Consider the following 22,547-nt stretch of genomic DNA (forward strand, 5'->3'; position numbering starts at 1 on the left):
GCGGGGCCACAGGGCCCCTCTTAAAACAAGAGAGACACCATGAAACTGGATCTAACTCATAAAGTCGCCGTGGTGAGCGGCTCCACTTCCGGCATCGGGCTTGGCATCGCTAAAGGCCTTGCTCAGGCGGGCGCGACCGTGGTCATCGTCGGCCGTCAACGGCGCGGTGTTGATACCGCCATGGCGGCGATTAATGCCGAACTCCCGGATGCGCAGCTGCGCGGGGTGGTCGCCGACCTCAGCACCGAGGAGGGCGTCAGCGCGCTGCTCGCCGCCGAGCCGCATGCTGATGTGGTGGTTAACAACCTCGGCATCTTTAACGATAAAGATTTCTTTAGCGTACCGGATAGCGAGTGGATGCACTTTTATAACGTCAACGTGCTTTCCGGCGTGCGGCTGTCGCGCCACTACGCCCGGGGGATGATCGACAACGGCTGGGGACGCATTATTTTCGTCTCCTCGGAATCCGGCGTCGCGATTCCTGCCGACATGATCAACTACGGCGTGACCAAAAGCGCCAATCTCGCGGTCTCCCACGGTCTGGCGAAACGTCTGGCCGGTACCGGCGTCACCGTTAACGCCATTCTGCCCGGCCCCACCTTCACCGAAGGTTTGCAGGAGATGCTGGCGGAGGCCGCCGCGCAGTCTGGCCGCAGCCCGCGTGAACAGGCTGATGAATTTGTGAAGACCGCGCGCCCAAGCTCGATTATCCAGCGGGCGGCGGACGTCGACGAAGTGGCGAACCTGGCGGTGTATCTCGCCTCGCCGCTCTCGTCGGCCACTACCGGCGCTGCGCTGCGCGTCGATGGCGGCGTCGTCGACACCCTGGCAATGTAATTCTAATCATCTGCAATAAAGAGAGAAATAAAATGGCTAATACCACTGTATCTATCGAAATCCCGGCTTCTGTCGACCAGGTCTGGCAACTGATGGGCGGCTTTGACTCGCTGCCCGACTGGCTGCCGTTCATCCCGAAAAGCGTAGTGAGCGAAGGAGGACGCGTGCGTACGCTGACCACTTCCGATGGCGGCACGGTCATTGAGCGTCTGGAGGCGTTTGATAACCGCCAGCGCAGCTATAGCTACTCGATAATCCAGGCGCCGTTCCCGGTAGTGGATTACCTCTCCACGATCGCGGTAGTGGCAACTGCCGATAGCAATATCACCCGCGTTGAGTGGTCCGGCAGCTTCACGCCGGTTAACGCCAGCGACGCGGATGCCGAAGCGCTGTTCAGCGGTATTTATCGCGACGGCCTGCAGGCGTTGAAAAATAACTTTAGCGCCTGATTGTTGCCAGGAATGGCCAGGCCATTCCTTTTATGAACAAAAGAAGAAAAGTCTATTGCCCGTTGCCGTCTTTTTCAGACAACGGGCGGGGCCTATCCTTTACGCCATCACGTTGCAACGGGCAACGTTAACGAAACAACTTACCAGGATTATGAACATGAAAACCGTATCGACTCTTTTTTCCGCAGCCGCACTTTCACTTTTTGCCTTTACTGCTTCCGCACATAGCGTCACTGCGACCGGTAATACGCTTGACTCCGCTGAAGCGGTGATTGCCAAAAAAGCGAAAGAGCTAAATGCGACTGATTATAAAATCACCAGTGCCCATATGGGGAATAAGGTGACGATGAGCGCGGAACTGTACAAGTAAAGTCGGGTCCCCTTCAGAGCCCCGGCGACTCAGCATTTTGAGTTGGCCGGGGGCTAAGAATTCTCACTCTCCCACTTTCGATTGTTTCACCTGCAATTAACCCTACACCCTGCATTTCTCTCTGCTTTTACGCTCAACAACACATAATACTTCGGTAGTAATACTTTTCTCTGCCACTTAAATAAGTCTCATAAAGAACATTAAAAAGCAGTTTTATTTTTAAACTGAGATTTGTCGACACTACTCAACTCATAGTCTACAATGATGATTGATAACCATTTATTGCAAATGTGAATGATTATCAGGCTTTCCAGTTAGTTAAAAACAATAGCATAACGATGTTTAAATAACTCATTTTAAACGAGCAAAAAATGGCAGATAACAATATAAAAATTTATCACTCCCGTTATAGCAAGTTGATAAAACTACTGGACTTCCTTACCGTCAACATTTTGATTTTCATCTATTTAAAGTATTTTTACACCGAACCCTCTACCGCTTCCGCGCTCGTTGGAATTATCTATTCATTAGTATTCATAAGAATTAATGAGTATTTTCAATTGTACTCCGGGCAATTTAAAGGCCACTATTTCGCAAAATCAGCCGCGCTCATATTAAGCGTATGCCTAAGCAGTATTGTTTCATTTTTATTTTTCGTCGTTGCCGAGTGGTTAATTAACACGCAACCAGTGGTTAATTTTATCCCGCTGGCCGTCAGTCTGGCGAAATGCTCAATATTTATATTTCTGATTGTCTTCGTGGTGCGGGCAATCACTGCCCATTATCTGTTTAACTCGGTGTTACGGGTGGCGATTCTTGGTATTACGCCCGCGGGCCTGGCCATCGAGCAGGCTTTACAAAAAGAGTACTCACAGCGCGGTATCATCATCAGCTATTTTGAAGACCGCAACAACCATCGCGATAGCCGGTTGATGAGTATTGAAAGAAAAGGTAACTCGCGCGATCTGCTGGCCCTGGCGAAGACAGGCGGCGTTGATGAAATTTATATCGCGCTCCCCATGGTTGCACAGCAGCGTATTAAGCAGTTTCTAAATGAATTCTCTGATACGACAGTCGATGTATTCCTGGTACCGGATCTATTCTCTTACAGCTCGCATATTTCCCAGCTGCGCATGTTCGGCAATCTGCAGACTATCAGTATCTTCACTTCGCCTTTTGATGGCGAAGGGGCGATCATCAAGCGTATCGAAGATATCATTCTCGGCTCTTTCTTTACCTTAATTAGCCTGCCGGCGATGCTGTTCGTGGCGATTGGTATCAAGCTCACCTCGCCGGGGCCAATTTTATTTAAACAGAATCGTTATGGCCTCAACGGCAAGCAAATAGAAGTGTGGAAATTCAGGACCATGCGGGTCATGGAAAATAGCGCCGTGGTCACTCAGGCGACCCGCAACGATCCGCGCATCACCAAATTCGGCGCTTTTTTGCGTAAAACCTCACTGGATGAACTGCCGCAGTTTTTCAACGTGCTTCAGGGGCGGATGTCGATCGTCGGCCCGCGCCCGCACGCGGTGGCGCATAACGAGCAGTATCGCGTGCTGGTGGAGAACTACATGATTCGCCATAAGGTTAAACCAGGGATCACGGGGCTTGCGCAGATTAACGGCTTCCGCGGCGAGACCGACACGCTGGACAAGATGGAGAAGCGAATTCAGTACGATCTGGCCTACATCCAGTCGTGGTCGCTGTTCCTCGATCTCAAAATCGTCTTTTTGACTTTCTTCCGGGGCTTTGTTGGCAAAAATGCGTTCTAGGTTCGCCGTTCTGGCCGGTTTGCTGTCTGTGCCTTACGCACACGCCGACCTGCAGGCAAAACCGCATACCGGGGTTGCCGGCATCGATTTCGAGAGCCAGTTGGGTTATGACATCGGTTACGATGACAACGTGACCTGGCAGCGCTACGACCAAAATAAAATCGGTTCCAGCTACCAGAATATTAAACCTATCGTCAAAGCCATCGGCGAACGTTATGAAGACCGCTACCTGTTGATGTATTCCGGCGATTACCGCAACTATGGCAACGATAGCGCGGATAATCGCAACAACCATTTTTTTATGTTTAACGGCAAATGGCGATTTGGCAGCATGCACGGGCTGTCGCTGGATCTCGATGAGACGCTGGGTCATGAAGAGCGCGGCCGCGACACCACCGAAGGCTTTTTGCCCGAGCAGTTTAAAGAGTTTGGCATCAACAAGCCGATCGGCACCCGCTTCTTTAACAGCGAGCTGCGTTACAGCTACGGCGCGCCGGAAGGCCGCGGTAAAGTTGAAGTCGCGCTACTGCATAAACAATTGCGCTTTCGCAACCTCGACAGCATCAAAGACGCCAGCGATGACTTTAACTATTACATGCACGATCAGGAGTGGCATGAAAACAGCCTGGTAGCCGAACTGTTCGACCAGAAAGCCAAAACGCTGCGCTATCGCTATAGCTTTATCACCAACCAGCGCCGCTACGAGCTGAACCCGTTAAAAGACAGCAATGAGTATTATCTGCTAGTCGGCATGAAGAATCGCCTGTCGGGTAAAACGGAGATTAACGGTAACGTCGCCTGGCTCTACAAAGACTTTATCCATAACCCGGACTCGCAGGGTTTTAACGGCCTGAACTGGGATATCAACGCCGACTGGAAACCGCTGGAGCAAATGAAAGTTAATCTACACAGCTCCCAGCGCATCAAAGACCCCACCGACTCCGGCGGCTATATCCTGGTGTCGAATTTCGGCGTCGGCTATGAGCATCACTGGCTGGTGGATCGTTTCTCAACTCTGGTCGATTATTCATATATTACCGAAGACTATAAGCATCAGAGTAATAAGCGCAAAGATAAGTCCAATCTGCTGTCGCTGACCTTTAACTATGATTTCCGACCATCGGTTAACTTTAAGCTGAAGCTGCAATGGAACACCATGCACTCAAATAAAGATACGGACACTTTTTATATTGGCCCGGACTACTCGCATGCGGTTGACCGCACCCTGGGCTACGACGATTCGGCCATTATTTTTATGACGCAGGTACAACTATGACCTTTTTAAACAGGACCCTGGCGATGCTTCCGCTGCTGGCGCTACTGCTGGCAGGCTGTTCGACGCCGCCGCAGACCATTAAAACTCCGCCGGACGCCGTCTACCTTTTGGACCAGGGCGATGAAGTGAATATTGCGGTCTCCGGGGAGCAGGATCTGACGATGCGGATAAAAATCGATAATAGCGGCAGCATTGATTACCCCTATATCGGATCGCTGCTGTTAAAAGGCAAAACGCCAGAACAGGTGAGTAATGAAATCGCCGATAAACTGCGCGGTAACTACCTACAGGCGCCGATGGTCACGGTGAGCATCGCCGAATACCGCAAAGTTTATCTGCTCGGTGAAGTGAAAAAACCGGATGGATATGCCTGGGAGCCGGGTTTAACGGCGGAAAAAGCCATCGCCCTGGCCGGCGGTTTTACCGACCGTGCCGACCGTCATGATATTCAAATTCGACAGGCCCGCGGCGGAAGGCTGCTGGAAAATGTCGCCGCCGACTCCTCCGTGCAGGCAGGAGATACCATCATTATTGGCATGAGTTTCTTCTGATATGGCAATTTCACTGGTCGAAAACGCGAAAAAGAAAGAAGGCTTTATCGACTTCACGCCTTATTTCAACAAAATTAAGCACAAGCTTATCTGGTGCCTGGCGGTGGTGATTGTCGCCGCCGTGGCGTCATTTATTCTGACGCGCTTTATGTCTTCCAGCTACACGGCGACCGCTACCGTGCTGTTCAAAGCGCAGTCGCAGGACGTCTCTCCTCTGCCGCGGCTGGAAAACTACGATTCCACGCGCAGCGATTACTACGAGACCAAGTATGCGTTAATGGGGTCACGAGTAGTGCTCGATGCCGCGGTGCGTAAATTAAAGCTGGAGCAAGATAGCGAATTTAACGGCGGCGATAATCTTGATGAAGCCGCGCGCATCAATAATGCCATTCAGGCGCTGCAAAAAAACCTGACCATTTCCGGCGTGCGCACCACCCAGCTGGTTGCCGTATCGATGGAAGCGAAATCACCGCAGAAAGCCGCCGATATCGCCAACGGCGTCGCCCAGGCCTTCATCGATTACAGCCTGCAGCAGAAGCAAAATACCTTGCTTCAGGCGCAGGGCTGGAACGAAAAAATGATGGACGACCTGAAAACCAAAATGGATCAGCAGAAGGCGGACATCGATAACTTCCTCAAGCAGAACGGATTACTAACCTTCCGCAGCATGGATGGTTATGAGACCGAGCGGCTGGGGATTGTGATTAACCATCTGGCCGACGCCACCCAGCGTCGTCTGAAAGCGCAGACGGTATGGGACAAGGTCCGTCGTCAGCAGGGTAAACCGGTAGAACAGATTATCTCGCTGCCGGAAATCTCTGGCCATCCGCAGGTGCAGGATTTACGCATTGCGCTCATCCAGACGCGGCGCAATCTTTCCGAAGCGGCCAAACACTACGGCCCGCAGCATCCGAAATATCTGCAGGCTCAGGCGCAGCTGCAGGCGGTCAATGCCCAGCTTGGCCAGGTGCTGGGCGAGCTGTTTAACGGCCTGCGCCAGCAGTATCAAATTGCCCTCGACGATGAGCAGCACTACCAAAAAATGCTCAACGATCAGAAGGCTGATTTCCAGGCGCTCGGCGCCAAGCGCGACCAGTACAACACCATGACCACCGCGCTGAATAAAACCGAAGAGCTTTATAAGTCGCTGTACCAGCGCGCTAACGAGCAGAAATTATCGGAGACCTTCTCGGTAGCGGATGAAGTCATTTACGACGCCGCCGTGCCGCCGGACCGCCCGTCTAAACCCCAGCGCGGCCTGTTGATCGTGATGATTACCCTGATGGCGCTGGCGCTGTATATCATGTACCTGATCGTCAGTACCGCGCTGGATAAAACGGTGAATAGCCTCAGCGAGCTCAAAGCGAAAACCGCCCTCGATGCCAGTGGCGAATTTCCGCTCCTGGCGCATCCGGAAAACGCGCAGCAGATTTTCCATAACGTGCTCTACGCCGATATGATCCACAGCCTACGGCTGGCGTTGCTCAATCAGCGCGATAAACCCGCCACCATCCTGGTGACTTCGGTGCAATCCCGTTCCGGCAGTTCGTTTATTGCCGAACTGCTGGCCTGCTCAGCCAGCAAATCGCGTAAAACGCTGCTGATTGACCTCGACTACCTGGCCACTCAGGGATTATCGGCGAAGTTTCCGCAACATAAACAGGGCTTCAGCCAATTGCTGAACGGCGAGTGCATGCCGGAGCAGTCCGTCGTCAAACTGGATGATCGGCTGGACTTTATGCCTCGCGGCAAACTCAGCGACTCTTCGCTGCTGTTACTCACCTCTGAACGCCTGCCGGCGCTGCTGGCAACGTTGCATCAGACTTACGATACGCTAATCATTGACGCTCCGGCGCTCAATCAGGCGCAGGATAGTTTGCTGCTGGCGGCACAAAGCGATATGACTCTGCTGGTGGTGAAGGCCGGCGAGCTGGCTCCGCGGATCCGTAAAGCGGAACAACGTCTGCAGAGCGCGGGCAATAGCCGGGTGGCAAACGTGCTCAACCAGGTGCGCGAAGAACATCTGGAAACGCAGGAAGGTAAACGCCTGCTTGAGCGCCAGATGCGCGAACTCATTGCTCCGAAATAGCGCCTATGAATCTGATTAAGAGTATTTCATCCATCGCCAGTTCATCGGTGCTTTCGCAGCTGATCGGCGCCTTTTCGGTCTGGCTTATCTCTCATCGCTACGGTATGGCCGAGGTCGGCCATTACGCGATGATCTACAGCAATGTGCTGATCGGCGCGCAGGTTTGTACCTTTGCCTCGCAGTTGCTAATCCCCCGTCAGGAGGATCACGAGCTTGGGCAAAACGTGGTGTTCTGCCTGCTGCAGAGCCTGGTGATGGCCCTCCCCTGGGCGGTCATTACCGGGCTTATCTTCGAACTTAACATTGCGTTTCTCTATTTGCTGACTTTTGGCTATGCGCTGGTGCTGGTGGCGGAAAACCTTTCCCTGCGCGGCGGCAACTATCCTTTCCTGACTTTCCAGCGCATTGCGGTGTCGCTGGTAGTGGCCATTGCGCTGCTGGTAATGCCCAACCCAACGCTGTTTTATCTGGCGTGGATGGTCGGGATCCTGCTGCTATTGATCGCCTGCCTGATTCGCCTGTTTAACTTCAAAAGCTTAACGCTGCGCCACTTTTCGATTGCCACGAATCTGCGTTTTTTACGCGAGCACTGGCAGCATATTAGCCGCGTCGGCAGCGCCGAGGTGCTGGCGATGGCCAGTAATAACCTGCCGACGATGCTGATTAACATCTGGTTCTCGCCGCTGGTCGCCGGCTACTTTTCGGTGGTCAGCCGTTTCTGCCTGTCGCCGGTGATGATTATCGGTAACGCCGTGCGCAACTCCATCTTTTCTAAATGGTCGATGGATTTTCGTAACCGCACCTTTAACTATCCGGAATATAAAAAAGTTCGCCTGCTGCTGCTAGGCGCCGCCGCGGTGTGCATCCTTGGTATCTGGATTTTCTATCCGCTGGTGATGCGCCTGGGCTTTAGCGAGGAGTGGCTGAATTCGATCCCCACCTCGCGCTACATGCTGCCTTATCTGTTCGCCGCGCTGGCGGTCAGCCCGCTGACGGTGATCGAACTGATCTTCGGCTCCCGGCGCTACTTTTTGCGTATTCAGATTGAGCAGTTGCTGATTATCGTCATCGCCTTCATCGCCTTACCGTACTTTGGCGTCAGTTATGAAATCGCCCTGCTGGCCTTCTCGTTCCTGACCTTCGCGCGTTACTTATTCATTTTGCTCAAAATGAATCAGCGGGCGAAAACGCTTTCGCTGCAGGAGCAGAAAATATGCAGCTAAACACCGGCCGCTATCTCGAAGCCTATGCCCTGATGACGCTGGTGTTCTGCGGTACGGTCCAGTATTTCACCGGTATCGCGGCCGTGCTGTGGCTGCCATTTTTTCTGGTGCTGGTGATGGCGGTGCTGCTCCTGATGCAGAGCCACCCGCAGCCGCTGGCGCTCACCGGGCGGGAAAAGCTAATACTGGCGCTGTATCTGACCTTTATCGTACTCGGGCTGGTCTCAACGGTACTACAGTCAGGGGTCGTCACCGCCATCGTCGGCTTTAAAAACGAGCTGGCGCTGTCGCTACTGATGTTCTGCATGCTGTTGGGCATGTTTAGTGAATCACAGCTGTACCGTCTGACGCGGCTTTTCTACTGGATCTACTATGTGCAGATCCCGGTCGCTATCTATCAGGTGATTTTCGTGGTGCCTAAACGGGTGGCATTTCGCGGCGAAGATGAGAAATGGGACTCGGTGGTCGGCACTTTCGGCGGCGACCCGATGGGCGGCGGCAACACCGCGGCGATGGGGATGTTCTGTCTGCTGATCATGCTTATGAAAGTGTCAGAGTTTAAGCACGGCATCTGCTCATTTAAATCGCTGGTGATCCACATCGCGCTGGGTTTCTTCCTCTGCGTGGTGGGGGAAGTAAAATTCGTCATTCTGCTGTCGCCGTTCCTGCTGGCCCTCCTGTGGATCCTGCCCGGCTACGTGAGTGGCGTGAGTAAAGTTAGCCTGCGATCGCTGTTGATCATCGCTGCCGGCATGGCGCTATTAATTTTTGTCGCCATTACCGTGTTGGCTTCTAACTATTCCTCAGCCTTCGGCGGCGACCCGACCAAAAGCGCGCTATCGGTATTTATCGATTCGCTGGGCTATATTTTTGATACTAACTACATTATGCCAAGCGGCGAACTGGGGCGTTTTACCACCCTCTTCTTCTGGCTGCAGCATAACGAACTGTTCGGCCCGGGCGGCATGCTGTTTGGTTACGGCCTTAACGCCACCAACAGCGGCAGTACCGTCTCGCCGGGCTATATCGGCGCCTGGTATCACCTGATCCTCGACTCCACCGCTTTAAGCATGCTGCTGTGGGAAGTGGGGATTATCGGCATCATTCTGTTCATTGGCACCATCGCCTCCATCCTGGTCGCCATGCGGCCGAAAGAGACCTTTTCGCGCCACGATCTCAAGCTTGAGGATCTGCAACTCCTTAGCTCGGCGCCGGCGTTCTACGTTTTTGTCATCGGCTGTCTGCTCAGCCTGCCGTACAGCCAGATCCTGATGATCATTCCCATGCTACAGTTTTTATTATGGTTAGCCCTCGGGGCGCTGATTGTCATCCACCGCGCTGTCCGTCTTAACTCCGGTACCCACTATGAATAAAACGCCATCAATTACCGTCAGCATCAAGACTCTGAATGAAGCGCAGGGCATCGAAAAAACCATCGATAGCGTGCGCAAACAGCTGCAACCGTACCCGCATCAAATCATCGTCGCCGACAGCTTATCAACGGATAACACCCGCGAACTGGCTATCGCGAAAGGCGCGATGGTGGTGTGCCTGGATAACGCCGCCGACCGCTGCTGCGGTATCGGCCACCAGCTGGGCTGGCTCTATAGCGAAGGCGATTATCTGCTGCTGCTGGATGGCGATATGGAGCTGGAGCCGGGTTTTCTCGATACCGCGGTCGAATTCCTGGAGACGCATCCGGAGTACGCCGGAGTCGCCGGCAGCGTCGAGATGGATGATGCCTCGAACTACGAGTTCAAATCGCGCAAGCAGCGCCTGCATCTGATCTATCCGCAGGGCGACACCGATCATCTGGGCGGCGGCGGCCTGTATCGTCGTGAAGCGATCGAGAAAATCGGCTATTTGACCAACCTCAACCTGCACGGCTACGAAGAAGCGGAGCTGGGCATTCGTTTACAGGCCGCAGGTTACAAGCTGCATCGCCTGGCGGCGCCCTACTTTAGCCACGCCTCTTACACCATGCCGACCTTTAAAATGCTGGCCTACCGTTGGAAAAACGGTTTCCTGTGGGCGCCGGGCGAGTTGCTCCGAAACTGCTGGGGTAAAGCCCATTTCCCGGCGGCGCTGCGGATTGTACGTAATGAGCTGATCTTCACCCTCTATCTTCTGGTCTTACTGATCTGCCTGCTGACCTTCAATGGCAAGGTTATCGCCATTGCCCTGCTGCCGCTGCTGGCGTTTATCGCTCTGAAGGCCATCAAAAATAAATCGCTGCGCGATGGCGTGCAGAGCGCCATTAACTTATCGCTATTTTCAGCGGGGCTGCTGCGCGGGGTGATTAATTCCGTGCGCGATCCGATGAAACGCCCGGCGGTGACCGTCTCGAATCCACAGCATATTGATACTGAAAATGAAAATTCTCTTCGTTAACAAATTCTTCTTTATCAAAGGCGGCGCGGAAACCGTTTATTTTCAGGAGCGCGACGCGATGCTGCAAGCCGGCTACCAGGTGGTCGACTTCAGCATGCAGCACGCGGAAAATAAACCGTCGCCGTGGGAGGAATTTTTCGTCCATAACGTCGATTATCACGACAGTCACGGCCTGATGAGCAAAATCAAAGCCGGGGTGGACTTTATTTATAATGCCGAGGCCTGCGCGAAGCTCAACACGCTTTTGTTGCGCGAGCGGCCGGATATTGTTCATTTTCATAATATCTATCATCAGCTTACGCCTGCCGTTATCGGCGTGGCGAAACGCTTTGGCTGCAAAACGGTGCTCACCGCCCACGATTACAAAATCGTCTGTCCTTCGTACACCATGCTGCGAGATGGTCATGTCTGCGAAGAGTGTCTCACCGGGTCGGTGATCAACGCCTTTCGTCACCGCTGCCAGCAGGGCGATACTTTTAAAAGCCTGCTGCTATCGCTGGAAGCCTACTGGCAGAAGTTCGCCAGGAATTACGCCATGCTCGACTGTATCATCGCCCCGAGCGAGTTTATGCGCCAGACCCTGCTGCGTAAGCTGCCCGACGCCCGCATTGAAGTGATCGTTAACGGTATCGATGCCGACAGCACCGTGCCCGGCGACACCGCAGGCGACTATTTTCTCTATATAGGCCGCCTGAGCCGGGAAAAAGGCGTACCGACGCTGGCGCAGGCGCAGCAAAAAATGCGGGAGGCGATGCCGCTTAAGATTGTCGGCGACGGCCCATTGGGCGCAGACCTGCGCGCGCGTTTCAGCGGCCCGCAGTTCCTTGGCTATATGAAACACGGCGAGGAGCTGAATAACCTTATTCGCGGGGCCCGCGCGGTAGTCGTCCCCTCTGAATATTATGAAAACTGCTCCATGTCGGTGCTCGAAGCCATGGCTTTTGGCCGCCCGGTGATCGGCGGCAATATTGGCGGTATCCCGGAACAGATCCGTGACGGCGTCGACGGCTATCTGGTTGAACCCGGCAATAGCGACGCGCTGGCGCAACTGATGGACAAACTGGCTGCAGACCCTGAGCTGGCCCGCAATATGGGAATTAACGCCCGCCGGCGGCTGGAAGAAAAATACGATCTCGCCCGCCACATGCAGGTGCTGCAGGCGCTTTATCAGCAACTTGTCGGGGAGAAAAAATGACCATCAACGTCACGGTTCTAGGCACTCGCGGGATCCCCGATGTGCAGGGCGGCGTCGAAACGCACTGCCAGAATTTATACCCGGAAATCTATCGCCAGGGCAGTGCGGAAGTCTGCGTGATCGCCCGCTCGCCGTATGTGAACTACCGCCGCAGCGAATATCAGGGCGTTAAACTCAAGAGCCTGTGGGCGCCGAAAAGCCGTAAATTCGAGGCTATTATTCACTCGACGCTGGCGGCGTTCAGTACCTTATTCGACGGCTCCAACGTGGTTCACGTTCACGCCGTTGGCCCCGGCCTGGTGGTGCCGTTGCTGCGTCTGCTGGGAAAACGCGTCGTCTTTACCCATCATGGCCCGGATTACGATCGGCAGAAATGGGGCCGGATGGCCAAAGAGATGCTGCGCCTTGGCGAAAAATGGGCGGTGAAATACGCCAATGAAGTGATCGTCATTTCCGAGGTCATCAATAATCTGATTAAGCACAAGCATGGACGATATAACGCCCACGTTATCTACAACGGCGTACGCCAGGTCGAACTGCCGCCCGCGGATCGGCAGGCGGCGATCCTCGATAAATACGCTTTAAAACCGGGCCAGTATATCGTTGCCGTGGCCCGTTTTGTCGAAGAGAAAGGACTGCACGATCTCGTTGCCGCCTATGCCGCCGCCGGGTGTTCGGTACCGCTGGTGCTCATTGGCGATGCCGACCACGCCGATGAATATAGCGAGCGCCTGAAGCAACAGGCGGCCGCCACGCCAAACGTCATCCTCACCGGCTTTATCAGCGGCGCGCCGCTGCATACGCTGTTCTCGCAGGCCGGGCTATTCGTGCTGCCCTCTTATCATGAAGGATTACCAATCGCGCTGCTGGAAGCCATGTCGTGGTCGCTGCCGGTGGTGGTCAGCGACATTCCGGCCAACCTTGAAATTGGTCTGCCGCCAGCGGACTACTTTCCCGTCGGCAACGTTCCGGCCCTGACGCAGAAACTGCAGCAGTGGGTCGCAGGAGAAAAAGCGGATTACGGTGAGTTTATGCCGAAGTACCGCTGGCCGGAAATTGCCGCGCAAACTGCGCAAGTCTATCAGCGCTTAACGTAAGCAGGTTACTCGTGCCGAAATCTACAGCTGAACTGGTGGTCGAGCGCTTTTATGCCGCGCTTGACCAGGAGGTGGAAACCTCATTAACCGCGGAGCAGAAACGGGGAATCGAGCAGGCGCTGGTGCGCGCCAACCTGGCGTCACGCCATCGCATCGATTTTCGCCACAGCTTTCCGTTCCTGCATCGCCGCTATTTTGTGGTGTTTCTTTTTGGTCGCGATCTACGCAAAGTTTCGCGTGAAAGCACCCTATTCGGACGCATCTTCGCGACTCTGCTGATTACGCTTGGCGTGGTATTCGCCCTGCTGTCGATCCTGCTGGCGCTCTATATGCTGAAATCAGCATTAGGCATTGATGTATTTAAAAATTTCCACGTCGGTATCTGGACGTGGTTTGTTAATCTTCATGACCACATGACAAAGTGAATTGAGTATGGCGATATCATCTTTGCGTAGAGCTCCTCTGTTTCGCGCCCTGCTGCTGGCCTGCACGCTGGCGTCAGCGTCCGTTGGCGCGCAAACCACGGTCATCACCCCGCCTCCTTTCGACGGCCTGCTCACCAATCCGGGCATCGGCGTCGCCAGCTTTCATGATGGCTATGGTGAAAAACCAACCCGCGCCGAGTATCCCGATACTGGTTTTGAGTACGACCGCTTCTACTGGAGCGAGCTGGAACCACAGGAAGGGGTCTACAATTTCGCCCCGATCGATAACGCCTTTAGCGTCGCCGCCAACCATCAGCCAGCCATGAACGTCGGCCTGAGGGTGATGGCGCTTGACGATCCGCAAACGGGATCGAAAATTCCCGACTGGCTGATCGCCAAAGGGATCAAAGGACAGTGGGTCGCCGACGGCAAAACCTTCGTGCCGGATCTCAGCGATCCAACTTTTATCGCCTATGCGCAGAAACTGCTGAATGCCCTCGGTCAGCGCTATGACGGCAATCCGGAACTGGCCTTTATCGATATCGGCATGGTCGGCTCCTGGGGCGAATGGCACAACTCCAACTTTAGCGAGATTCCACCGTTAATGGAGAAGTACACGCCGGAGCAGCTCAATCGCTATGTTGATATGCATTTCGATAGCTTCCCGAAAACGCCGAAAGTCATGCTGATTAGCGGCGGCGATTCGCTGGCCTGGGCCAGCCGCCGCGGCGCGGGCTGGCGGGCGGACTGCTGGGGCGACTGGCATAACTTCTCCAGCGAGTGGAGCCATATGCGCGATGATTATCCGCAGCGTCTGGCCGCCGCTCAGGCCGCGGCGCCGGGGTTTGTCGATAGCTGGAAACGGGCGCCCGTCAGCCTTGAGATCTGCGGCTATATGAGCGAATGGCAGAGCGTACAGCACTACACGCGTGAAGAGGTGCAGGCCACCTTCGACTGGGCGCTGCAGCAACACGCCAGCAGCCTGAATCTGAAATCGCGACCGATTCCGACGGAATACCGCGATATTGTCGATAAAGCCTTACTGCGAATCGGCTACCGTTTCCGGGTCAACAAACTCGCCTTCGAAACGCCGGTTAAGGCTGGTAAGCCGTTAGCGGTCAGTGTTACCTGGCGTAATGATGGCGTCGCCCCGGCCTACCTGTTCTACCCGGTACAATGGCGGGTGGTCAACGCCGCCGGCGCCACGGTTACCCAGGTAAAAACCCAGGATGACGTGCGCCGCTGGCTGCCGGGGGAAATGCAAAGCACTGTCACTCTGACGCTACCCGCCGCGCTGCCCGCCGGCGATTACGCGTTGCAGACCGCCATCACCGATGCCCAGGGCAAGCCGCGGCTGCTGCTGGCCAACCAAGGCAAAACCGCCGACGGCTGGTATCAACTGACCACCTTTTCCCTTAAGTAAACGGAGAATTCATGCCTAATGCCATCAGTCAGGTCCGCCGCGAGATCAAACATACCGGCAGTATGAAGGCGAAAATCGCGATTCTGCTCTATCGCCTCGCGACGCTGTATCGCAGCCGCAACCCGTTTTACAAGCTGCTCGGCATTCCATTCGTTATTCTCAATAAACTGATTAACGAGTGTCTGTTTTGCGTCGAACTCCCCTGGCAGACGCGGATCGGCTACGGGCTGAAGCTATATCATCCGCACTGCATTGTTCTCAACCGCGGCACCGTCATCGGTGAAAACTGTATCCTGCGTCAGGGGGCCACCATCGGCAGCCTGACGGATAGCGAAGGCCGCGAAGGGGCAAGCCCGGTAATTGGCAATAACGTCGAGTTCGGCGCCCACGTGGTGGTCATCGGCCCGGTGACGTTGGGTGATAATGTTAAAATTGGCGCGGGGACCGTGGTGACGAAAGATCTGGCCGCCGGTCAGGTAGTGGTCGGCCAGCCGTTCCGGGTGTTGTCAACTCATCGCGAAGCGCAGGAATAACGGCTGAAGCGCCGTGACCTGATGACCAGAATGATCGTTGGCGGTCATCCGCTTCCCACAGCAGGAAGCGGATGCCAAAAGCAGAGCTTACGCGCGCAGGCGAACCGGTTCGCTGAAATCGTCAGCCGGTTCGAGTTTTAGATTGAATGTCGTCAGCAGCGCCGCGGCGCGCTCGTGGAACTCACGCAGCGTTTTTTCGAGTCTTTCGCGAACCTCAGGATCGTCGATGGCGACCGCTTGCCAGTTGCCCTCTTTATCAAACAGGCCGAACTGGTAGCTATAAGTGAAACGAGATTCCTGTGCTTCCATTTCCATCCACCAGCCCCAGAATTCCCGCTTCTCCGGCGCTGGTTTAACGTTGACGCAAACTGCCAGGCAGTCGAAAAAAAAGCGGTTCTCTTCACACTGCCCTTCACGGATATAGGGGCCTAGCGCCGTGAATTTTTTAATCAGCTTACTTTTCAGGTGTCCACTCGGTAACGTCATTGCGATCTCCTTTAGTGATGCAACTGTTTTACCAAACCAATAAAATTTAGCAATATATTAACCAAATCTATGATTGATCCAGCGGGCAATCTGACGCAATGCGTGATCGAAATTACGGTAAACCGGCTTAAACGGTACCTCAAGCAGCTTCCCGTCCGACGAAGACGAGGTGATTAACCGCGACTCCTCTTCGGGGCTAAAGGGATCGTCTTTCCAGTAGCCGGAGAGCATCGGCGTAGGGCAACGGCGGCCCAGCAAGCCCTGAGTTTTTAATGAATAACGGTTAAGTTCGACACGCAGCGCTTCGTCGGAAGCATCGTGCATACCAAGACGCGATGCCAGCACATCGAGGAACATCTCCGGCACCCGCGCCATCAGCTGCGGATCCACCAGCAGGTTATGCACCACCGGCCCCAGACAGGCCACCGCCTTCAGTCTCTGCGATTCCAGATACCCCAGACGAACCGCAATATTGGCGCCGAAGCGGAAACCAAATGCCGCCACCCGGGTATGGTCAACCCAGGGGACATTCTGCAGATGCTGCAGCACGTACTGATGCAGCATGCTGGTGTCCTGGCTCAGCGTCCACTTGGTTGAGAAACCGATGGACGGCATGTCCAGCGTCAGCATGGCGATACCCAGCGGGGCAAAATACTTCTCATACAGGCTGTAATAATCGGTTTGCAGCGAATCCAGACCGCCGCACATCAGCACCGTCGGGAACGGGCCTTCGCCTTTCGGCATATGCAGGAAGCCCGTCACCGGGGCGCCGCCGGGGATAGCGAACTCCAGTTCACGCAGCTCGCCCGGCAGGCGTTGCGCCGCCTCTTCATAGGCGCGATTGGCCAGCGTCTGCGCCTGATCGGCTAATCCATCGCCCTTGATATGCGGGTAGGCGGCGATGCTATAGAGGTTGGAGGCGTGCAGCCAGTGGCGGCCGCTCTGCAGAGGATCGGCTTCCTGAGTCGCTTTTTGCTGCCACATCATCGCTTGTTTAGTCCACTCATACACCCAGTTGCCGCCGCGATAGCCGATCACCGTATCGTAGAGCTCCGGGTCGGAGCGCTCGGCATCGCTCATCACGATGCGCGCCTGGACATCCCATATCTCCTGCGGCGAAACGCCGCGCCAGATCCACATCAGGCGATTGATTAAGCGATACCAGTGATCGACGTGATTACCGCTCAGAGCGGTCTGCATGCCCTGATGCTGGCCGGAGGAAAACCGACGGACCAGCGTTGAGGTTTCCGGGTATTTGAATCGGGGTTTAAACAACGTTTCGCTAAGGTTAGCCTGTGACATGTGCCGCCTCCATCATGTTGCTGCTTTCGCTATTGTAACCTGCGTCAGGGTAAAAAAAACCACGCCCGGCATAACCGGGCGTGGTAATTATTCACTATTGGCGGGAATTAACGGCCAGCGATTGGCGGGACGAAGACGACGCCCATATCCCACGGCTGTTCAATCCAGGTATCCTGCGGGATATCAACCACATAATCATCAACCAGCGGACGGCCAGCCGGCTTGGCGAAAATGGTGACAAAGTGCGCTTTAGGATACATTTCGCGAATAGCGACGGCGGTGCCGCCGGTATCGACCAGGTCATCAATAACGATGAAACCTTCGCCATCGCCTTCAGCGCGCTTCAGTACTTTCAGCTCGCGCTGGTTGTCGTGATCGTAGCTAGAGATACATACGGTATCAACATGACGAATACCCAGTTCACGCGCCAGTAAAGCTCCCGGTACCAGACCGCCACGGCTAACGGCAATGATGCCTTTCCATTGTTCAACCGGCAGCAGACGGCTTGCCAGTTTGCGGGCGTGAATCTGCAACATGTCCCAGGTGACGACGTATTTTTCGCTCATGTGAATTGTCCCAGCCTGTGTATAACGGCTTAAATATTGTTCGAGGGGGAAAATGGTTGCGCGAGATTATAGAGACCTGACGCGCTAAAAACCAGTATTAAGCGCCTCCGGCAACGCTTTTTGCGTGCTTTACACTAGCAGAGCGCGCGGAAAGTGGTATTCTCAACCACATCGCGCAAGCCCGAGCTTGTAGTGAATCTTATTGCTAACCCTCGACCTGTAAACGACTTTTGCAGGTGACTGTAAGGAGACTCATCGTGTCTGAATTGTCTCAATTATCCCCGCAACCGCTTTGGGATATTTTTGCCAAAATTTGCTCCATCCCGCACCCGTCCTATCACGAAGAACAGCTCGCCGAGCACATCATGGGTTGGGCAAAAGAAAAAGGCTTACACGCGGAACGCGACCAGGTTGGCAACATTCTGATTCGTAAAGGCGCGACCGCCGGTATGGAAAACCGCAAGCCGGTGGTTCTGCAGGCGCACCTCGATATGGTGCCGCAGAAAAATAACGATACCGTCCACGATTTCACCAAAGACCCGATCCAGCCGTACATCGACGGCGAGTGGGTCAAAGCGCGCGGCACCACCCTGGGCGCGGATAACGGCATCGGTATGGCCTCCGCGCTGGCGGTGCTGGCCGACGATAGCGTTGCCCACGGCCCGCTGGAAGTGCTGCTGACCATGACCGAAGAAGCCGGCATGGATGGCGCGTTCGGTCTGCAGGCCAACTGGCTGCAGGCGGATATCCTGATCAATACCGATTCGGAAGAAGAAGGCGAAATCTACATGGGTTGCGCCGGCGGTATCGATTTCACCTCTAACCTGGCGCTGACTCGCGAAGCGATTCCTGCCGGTTTCCAGAGCTTTAAACTGACCCTGAAAGGCTTAAAAGGCGGCCACTCCGGCGGTGAAATCCACGTCGGCCTGGGCAACGCTAACAAGCTGCTGGCGCGCTTCCTGGCGGGCCATGCCGATGAACTGGATCTGCGTCTGGTCGATTTCAACGGCGGTACGCTGCGTAACGCTATCCCGCGTGAAGCCTTCGCGACCGTCGCCGTCGCCGCGGACAAAGCGGATGCGCTGAAAGCGCTGGTGAATACTTACCAGGATATCCTGAAAAACGAACTGGCGGCCAAAGAGAAGAATCTGGTCGTCCTGCTGGAAGCGGTCGCGAACGATAAAGCGGCGCTGACTCAGGCTTCCCGCGACGGTTTCGTGCGCCTGCTGAACGCGACGCCGAACGGCGTGATCCGCAACTCCGACGTCGCCAAAGGCGTGGTTGAAACCTCGCTGAACGTCGGCGTCGTCACCATGACCGACGACAACGTACAGATCCACTGCCTGATTCGCTCGCTGATCGACAGCGGTAAAGACTATGTCGTCAGCATGCTGGATTCACTGGGCAAACTGGCCGGGGCGAAAACCGAAGCCAAAGGCGCTTACCCAGGCTGGCAGCCGGATGCCAACTCTCCGGTTATGCACCTGGTGCGCGAGACCTATCAGCGTCTGTTCAACAAGACGCCGAACATCCAGATTATCCACGCTGGTCTGGAATGCGGTCTGTTCAAAAAACCGTATCCGGACATGGACATGGTCTCCATCGGCCCAACCATTACCGGCCCGCACTCCCCGGATGAGCAGGTTCATATCGAGAGCGTCGGCCAGTACTGGACGCTGCTGACCGAACTGCTGAAAGCGATTCCGGCGAAGTAAGCCATGCACCGGCGGCGTGATGCCGCCGGTTGTTCCTCCGGGCCCCGGTTATGACCTGTATTGTCTGGTGGTGGCTAACGCCTTATCCGGCCTACCGTTAATTTGTTCACCACGCAGCCTCAAAATCCCCGGTGGGGCTACCGCTTACCGGGGCTACAGTAATGTGCAGTTTGGTAGCCCGGACAAGGCGCAATGCGCCGCCTCCGGGAAAATCCCTGCCAGCGACTGGACCACAACAGACTCTCAGCGTTATGAGATGAAAGCTTTTCTCAAGCTAAAACAGCCGCAAACCGATAACAGTATCTATTCAGCCTTCCCCGAACCGCGTTTTTCCATTCGATAGTTGGTGAACCACTCTCCACGCGATTCTACTCGCTGCTCAGCGACGACACGAAATCCCTGACGAAGAAAACTGGATCGTGCCGTTATGCTCGCATCGACCGACAGTACCTTTCCCGGATGGCTGGCGCAGACCGCGCCGATGAGCGCATGACCGATTCCACGACGGGCATAATCCGGCGAGACGAATAAAAGGTCGATATAATCATTAACGGCGGTGATAAATCCAACCGGCTGATTATCAATAACCGCCACCAGCACTTGCGAATCGGCAAGTTTCTGCCGCCAGCGGGATTCATCAACCTGCGCCCAGGCGGCAATTTGCGCGGGAGAATAATCCCGGCTGGCGGTCTCTCTCACCGCGCGTAAAAAAATGGCGCACAGCGCCGGAAAATCATCTTCTGAATACGCCCTGATCGTTAACATCGTTATAGTCCAAGCACCAGTTGTCGTTCGAGCTGTGGGTCGAGCAGCGTCACGTGTAACCCCACTAGCCGCACGCCGCGGCTGCCCCGACGTTCGAGCCAGGCGTTGCGCGCGGTCGCGATTAAATCCTCTTTGTTTAACCGCGGCCAGACGTGCTCCTGAGTAGTGAGCTGAAAATCGTTAAACTTCAGTTTAATGCCCTGACGCGCGATCAGCAGATCCGGTTTTACCTTCGCCAGACGACGTTCCAGCTCGGGATAGAGATTTTCGATAATCGCTTCGCAGTCTGACCACTCGTGAATATCTTCCGCCAGAGTGCGCTCGACGCCGACCGATTTGCGCTGACGATCGTTATGGATTTCGCGCTCGTCAATGCCGTGGCTGCGCTCCCACAGGATACGGCCAAACTTACCAAAGCGTTTAAGCAGCATCGCCAGATCGCTGTTCTGCACGTCGCCACAGGTACGCAGCCCCATATTTTCCAGCTTCGCCGCCGACACCTTCCCGACGCCGGGGATTTTCGCCAGCGGCAGAGACCGCACAAATTCCGCCACCTGGTGCGGGGCAATGACGAACTGGCCATTCGGCTTGTTCATATCTGAGGCAATTTTCGCGAGGAATTTTACCGGCGCCACGCCCGCCGAAGCGGTGAGATTCAGTTCACGCTCGATGGTCTGGCGGATCTCCTGGGCCATCAGCGTGGCAGAGCCGTGGCAGTGTACGCTGTCGCTCACGTCAAGGTAGGCTTCATCCAGCGACAGCGGCTCGATTAACGAGGTATAGCGGGAGAAAATTTCGCGGATGTGGTTCGAGGCTTCTTTGTAGGCATCAAAGCGCCCCGGCAGCAGCGTGAGGTGCGGACACAGTTTAAGCGCCGTCGCCGTCGGCATCGCGCTGCGCACGCCAAACTTACGCGCAGGATAGTTCGCGGTACTAATCACGCCACGCTGTACCCGACTGCCGCCAATGGCAATGGGGATATCGCGCAACGCCGGGTTGTCACGCATTTCCACCGCTGCGAAGAAGCAGTCCATATCGACATGGATAATTTTACGCATCGCCTTGCCCAACACTGTATACCCATACAGCATAGCAAAACTACGCGCAAATTTTATCTTTTTTTAATTCAACCGCCAAAAAAGCTGTTACAACATAAAAGTGAAACAAATCACGTTTATTTTCATACATTTAAATAATGAATCAGGAAGATACAATCATGAAGAAAATACTCACGGTACTCTGCCTGCTGGCGACCGGCAGCGCTTTTGCCAACCCGCAGTTGATTGCCCACCGCGGCGGTACCGGCGATGCGCCGGAAAATACCCTACCGGCCATCAAACTGGCGCTGGAAAACCACGCGCAGGCCATCTGGGTCACGGTACAGCTAAGCCGCGACGGCGTACCGGTGCTCTATCGCTCAAGCGATCTCTCCGCCCTGACCAACGCCGAGGGCAAGGTCTCAAGCTTAACCGCCGCCGAGCTGGCGAAAGTCGATGCTGGCTGGAAATGGGGCGATGACAGCCATCCGTGGCGCGGCAAGCAGGCCACGATCCCGACCTTACAAAGCGTGCTGCAGCAGTGGCCGCAGACCTTCTTCTACATCGATATAAAATCACCGGATGCCGATCCAACGGTGATGGGCGAACGCCTGCTGGAGGTGTTAAAAAACACCCATAGCCTCGAGCGGGTGCGCGTTTATTCCACCGAAGACCGCTATATCGCCGCTCTGCCGCAACCAATCCCACGCTTTGTTAGCCGCAGCGAAACCCGAACCAGGCTTGCAAACGTTTCGCTCAGCCACCAGTGTCAGAAAGACAGCCAGCGCGATGGCGATAAGTGGTACGGGCTGGAACTGAAGCGCAAGGTGGAGGTAGTCGAGAAGTTTACCCTTGGTGAAGGCGTTTCTCCGGCGACGCTCACCTGGGATAAAGAGGCGATGGATTGCTTCCGCTCGCAGGGCCAGGCCCACATCATTTTCTTCGGTATCAATAGCGCGGAAGATTATCGTACGGCGAAAGAACTGGGCGCCGACGGCGTGATGGTGGACTCTCCGGCGCAGGCGAAAAACTGGCAGTAAGA

The 22,547-nt window shown here is 55.0% G+C and carries 22 protein-coding genes; 17 read left to right on the plus strand and 5 right to left on the minus strand.

The window, feature by feature from the left end:
- The first annotated feature begins 39 nt into the window (after positions 1–39).
- The 15 genes from KGA69_RS01240 to KGA69_RS01310 all read left to right on the plus strand — a co-directional run bounded on the left by KGA69_RS01240 (position 40) and on the right by KGA69_RS01310 (position 15,634).
- Entirely contained in the window at positions 40–837 is a 798-nt protein-coding gene (locus KGA69_RS01240; RefSeq protein WP_045391099.1) for an SDR family NAD(P)-dependent oxidoreductase, read from the plus strand.
- A 32-nt stretch (positions 838–869) separates the two neighbouring features.
- Positions 870–1,286 (plus strand): SRPBCC family protein, encoded by a 417-nt coding sequence (locus KGA69_RS01245; RefSeq protein WP_213292748.1) that lies wholly within the window; start codon positions 870–872, stop codon positions 1,284–1,286.
- Between the two features lie 157 nt (positions 1,287–1,443).
- Positions 1,444–1,656, plus strand: coding sequence for a YdgH/BhsA/McbA family protein (locus KGA69_RS01250; protein WP_045391105.1), 213 nt, complete (start codon positions 1,444–1,446; stop codon positions 1,654–1,656).
- A gap of 371 nt (positions 1,657–2,027) precedes the next feature.
- Complete coding sequence (locus tag KGA69_RS01255) at positions 2,028–3,431, plus strand: undecaprenyl-phosphate glucose phosphotransferase (RefSeq protein ID WP_047046076.1); 1,404 nt, start codon at positions 2,028–2,030, stop codon at positions 3,429–3,431.
- Positions 3,421–4,707, plus strand: a complete 1,287-nt coding sequence (locus KGA69_RS01260) for an outer membrane beta-barrel protein (RefSeq protein WP_045391110.1) — start codon at positions 3,421–3,423, stop codon at positions 4,705–4,707. Before KGA69_RS01255 ends, KGA69_RS01260 begins: the two co-directional genes overlap by 11 nt.
- Positions 4,704–5,258, plus strand: coding sequence for a polysaccharide biosynthesis/export family protein (locus tag KGA69_RS01265; RefSeq protein ID WP_213292749.1), 555 nt, complete (start codon positions 4,704–4,706; stop codon positions 5,256–5,258). The genes KGA69_RS01260 and KGA69_RS01265 overlap by 4 nt, the downstream gene beginning before the upstream one ends.
- A 1-nt stretch (position 5,259) precedes the next feature.
- Positions 5,260–7,347 (plus strand): GumC family protein, encoded by a 2,088-nt coding sequence (locus KGA69_RS01270; protein ID WP_213292750.1) that lies wholly within the window; start codon positions 5,260–5,262, stop codon positions 7,345–7,347.
- 5 nt (positions 7,348–7,352) lie between these two features.
- Positions 7,353–8,570 (plus strand): lipopolysaccharide biosynthesis protein, encoded by a 1,218-nt coding sequence (locus tag KGA69_RS01275; protein ID WP_213292751.1) that lies wholly within the window; start codon positions 7,353–7,355, stop codon positions 8,568–8,570.
- Positions 8,561–9,943, plus strand: a complete 1,383-nt coding sequence (locus tag KGA69_RS01280; protein ID WP_213292752.1) for a capsular biosynthesis protein — start codon at positions 8,561–8,563, stop codon at positions 9,941–9,943. Before KGA69_RS01275 ends, KGA69_RS01280 begins: the two co-directional genes overlap by 10 nt.
- Positions 9,936–10,961: a glycosyltransferase family 2 protein gene (locus KGA69_RS01285; RefSeq protein ID WP_045391122.1), complete on the plus strand. Its 1,026-nt coding sequence runs from the start codon at positions 9,936–9,938 to the stop codon at positions 10,959–10,961. Before KGA69_RS01280 ends, KGA69_RS01285 begins: the two co-directional genes overlap by 8 nt.
- Complete coding sequence (locus tag KGA69_RS01290; RefSeq protein WP_045391124.1) at positions 10,942–12,156, plus strand: glycosyltransferase family 4 protein; 1,215 nt, start codon at positions 10,942–10,944, stop codon at positions 12,154–12,156. The genes KGA69_RS01285 and KGA69_RS01290 overlap by 20 nt, the downstream gene beginning before the upstream one ends.
- On the plus strand, positions 12,153–13,253 hold the full coding sequence (locus tag KGA69_RS01295) for a glycosyltransferase family 4 protein (RefSeq protein WP_049059533.1): 1,101 nt from the start codon (positions 12,153–12,155) through the stop codon (positions 13,251–13,253). Before KGA69_RS01290 ends, KGA69_RS01295 begins: the two co-directional genes overlap by 4 nt.
- Before the next feature lie 11 nt (positions 13,254–13,264).
- Positions 13,265–13,678: a hypothetical protein gene (locus KGA69_RS01300; protein ID WP_015704480.1), complete on the plus strand. Its 414-nt coding sequence runs from the start codon at positions 13,265–13,267 to the stop codon at positions 13,676–13,678.
- A gap of 7 nt (positions 13,679–13,685) precedes the next feature.
- Positions 13,686–15,101 (plus strand): DUF4832 domain-containing protein, encoded by a 1,416-nt coding sequence (locus KGA69_RS01305; protein ID WP_213292753.1) that lies wholly within the window; start codon positions 13,686–13,688, stop codon positions 15,099–15,101.
- Positions 15,102–15,112: 11 nt separating this feature from the next.
- Complete coding sequence (locus KGA69_RS01310; protein WP_045391132.1) at positions 15,113–15,634, plus strand: serine acetyltransferase; 522 nt, start codon at positions 15,113–15,115, stop codon at positions 15,632–15,634.
- 87 nt (positions 15,635–15,721) lie between these two features.
- Here the strand turns inward: KGA69_RS01310 and crl are convergent, their stop codons facing one another.
- The 3 genes from crl to gpt form a co-directional block, all read right to left on the minus strand.
- Positions 15,722–16,120: a sigma factor-binding protein Crl gene (gene crl, locus KGA69_RS01315; RefSeq protein ID WP_045380819.1), complete on the minus strand. Its 399-nt coding sequence runs from the start codon at positions 16,118–16,120 to the stop codon at positions 15,722–15,724.
- Between the two features lie 57 nt (positions 16,121–16,177).
- Positions 16,178–17,422, minus strand: a complete 1,245-nt coding sequence (gene frsA / locus KGA69_RS01320; protein WP_047067962.1) for an esterase FrsA — start codon at positions 17,420–17,422, stop codon at positions 16,178–16,180.
- Between the two features lie 107 nt (positions 17,423–17,529).
- A complete protein-coding gene (gene gpt / locus KGA69_RS01325; RefSeq protein WP_002889733.1) occupies positions 17,530–17,988 on the minus strand; it encodes a xanthine phosphoribosyltransferase in 459 nt (152 codons plus the stop codon).
- 257 nt (positions 17,989–18,245) lie between these two features.
- On the opposite strand from gpt, the gene pepD reads away from it, so the two are divergent.
- Entirely contained in the window at positions 18,246–19,703 is a 1,458-nt protein-coding gene (pepD, locus tag KGA69_RS01330; RefSeq protein WP_015368040.1) for a cytosol nonspecific dipeptidase, read from the plus strand.
- A gap of 303 nt (positions 19,704–20,006) precedes the next feature.
- Here the strand turns inward: pepD and KGA69_RS01335 are convergent, their stop codons facing one another.
- Both KGA69_RS01335 and dinB read right to left on the minus strand, forming a co-directional pair.
- On the minus strand, positions 20,007–20,468 hold the full coding sequence (locus KGA69_RS01335; protein WP_045391137.1) for a GNAT family N-acetyltransferase: 462 nt from the start codon (positions 20,466–20,468) through the stop codon (positions 20,007–20,009).
- Positions 20,469–20,470: 2 nt separating this feature from the next.
- On the minus strand, positions 20,471–21,526 hold the full coding sequence (gene dinB, locus KGA69_RS01340) for a DNA polymerase IV (protein WP_015704475.1): 1,056 nt from the start codon (positions 21,524–21,526) through the stop codon (positions 20,471–20,473).
- 158 nt (positions 21,527–21,684) lie between these two features.
- On the opposite strand from dinB, the gene KGA69_RS01345 reads away from it, so the two are divergent.
- Positions 21,685–22,545: a glycerophosphodiester phosphodiesterase family protein gene (locus tag KGA69_RS01345; protein WP_063414188.1), complete on the plus strand. Its 861-nt coding sequence runs from the start codon at positions 21,685–21,687 to the stop codon at positions 22,543–22,545.
- The last annotated feature ends 2 nt before the right edge of the window (positions 22,546–22,547 follow it).

Source organism: Klebsiella sp. A52, from assembly GCF_018388785.1.
Taxonomy (GTDB): Bacteria; Pseudomonadota; Gammaproteobacteria; order Enterobacterales; family Enterobacteriaceae; genus Klebsiella; species Klebsiella aerogenes.

Bases quoted from the DNA above. Each gene is read 5' to 3' on its own strand.
- KGA69_RS01240 (WP_045391099.1), top strand. From the start codon at position 40: ATGAAACTGGATCTAACTCATAAAGTCGCCGTGGTGAGCGGCTCCACT.
- KGA69_RS01245 (WP_213292748.1), top strand. From the start codon at position 870: ATGGCTAATACCACTGTATCTATCGAAATCCCGGCTTCTGTCGACCAG.
- KGA69_RS01250 (WP_045391105.1), top strand. From the start codon at position 1,444: ATGAAAACCGTATCGACTCTTTTTTCCGCAGCCGCACTTTCACTTTTT.
- KGA69_RS01255 (WP_047046076.1), top strand. From the start codon at position 2,028: ATGGCAGATAACAATATAAAAATTTATCACTCCCGTTATAGCAAGTTG.
- KGA69_RS01260 (WP_045391110.1), top strand. From the start codon at position 3,421: ATGCGTTCTAGGTTCGCCGTTCTGGCCGGTTTGCTGTCTGTGCCTTAC.
- KGA69_RS01265 (WP_213292749.1), top strand. From the start codon at position 4,704: ATGACCTTTTTAAACAGGACCCTGGCGATGCTTCCGCTGCTGGCGCTA.
- KGA69_RS01270 (WP_213292750.1), top strand. From the start codon at position 5,260: ATGGCAATTTCACTGGTCGAAAACGCGAAAAAGAAAGAAGGCTTTATC.
- KGA69_RS01275 (WP_213292751.1), top strand. From the start codon at position 7,353: ATGAATCTGATTAAGAGTATTTCATCCATCGCCAGTTCATCGGTGCTT.
- KGA69_RS01280 (WP_213292752.1), top strand. From the start codon at position 8,561: ATGCAGCTAAACACCGGCCGCTATCTCGAAGCCTATGCCCTGATGACG.
- KGA69_RS01285 (WP_045391122.1), top strand. From the start codon at position 9,936: ATGAATAAAACGCCATCAATTACCGTCAGCATCAAGACTCTGAATGAA.
- KGA69_RS01290 (WP_045391124.1), top strand. From the start codon at position 10,942: ATGAAAATTCTCTTCGTTAACAAATTCTTCTTTATCAAAGGCGGCGCG.
- KGA69_RS01295 (WP_049059533.1), top strand. From the start codon at position 12,153: ATGACCATCAACGTCACGGTTCTAGGCACTCGCGGGATCCCCGATGTG.
- KGA69_RS01305 (WP_213292753.1), top strand. From the start codon at position 13,686: ATGGCGATATCATCTTTGCGTAGAGCTCCTCTGTTTCGCGCCCTGCTG.
- KGA69_RS01310 (WP_045391132.1), top strand. From the start codon at position 15,113: ATGCCTAATGCCATCAGTCAGGTCCGCCGCGAGATCAAACATACCGGC.
- crl (WP_045380819.1), bottom strand. From the start codon at position 16,120: ATGACGTTACCGAGTGGACACCTGAAAAGTAAGCTGATTAAAAAATTC.
- frsA (WP_047067962.1), bottom strand. From the start codon at position 17,422: ATGTCACAGGCTAACCTTAGCGAAACGTTGTTTAAACCCCGATTCAAA.
- gpt (WP_002889733.1), bottom strand. From the start codon at position 17,988: ATGAGCGAAAAATACGTCGTCACCTGGGACATGTTGCAGATTCACGCC.
- KGA69_RS01335 (WP_045391137.1), bottom strand. From the start codon at position 20,468: ATGTTAACGATCAGGGCGTATTCAGAAGATGATTTTCCGGCGCTGTGC.
- dinB (WP_015704475.1), bottom strand. From the start codon at position 21,526: ATGCGTAAAATTATCCATGTCGATATGGACTGCTTCTTCGCAGCGGTG.
- KGA69_RS01345 (WP_063414188.1), top strand. From the start codon at position 21,685: ATGAAGAAAATACTCACGGTACTCTGCCTGCTGGCGACCGGCAGCGCT.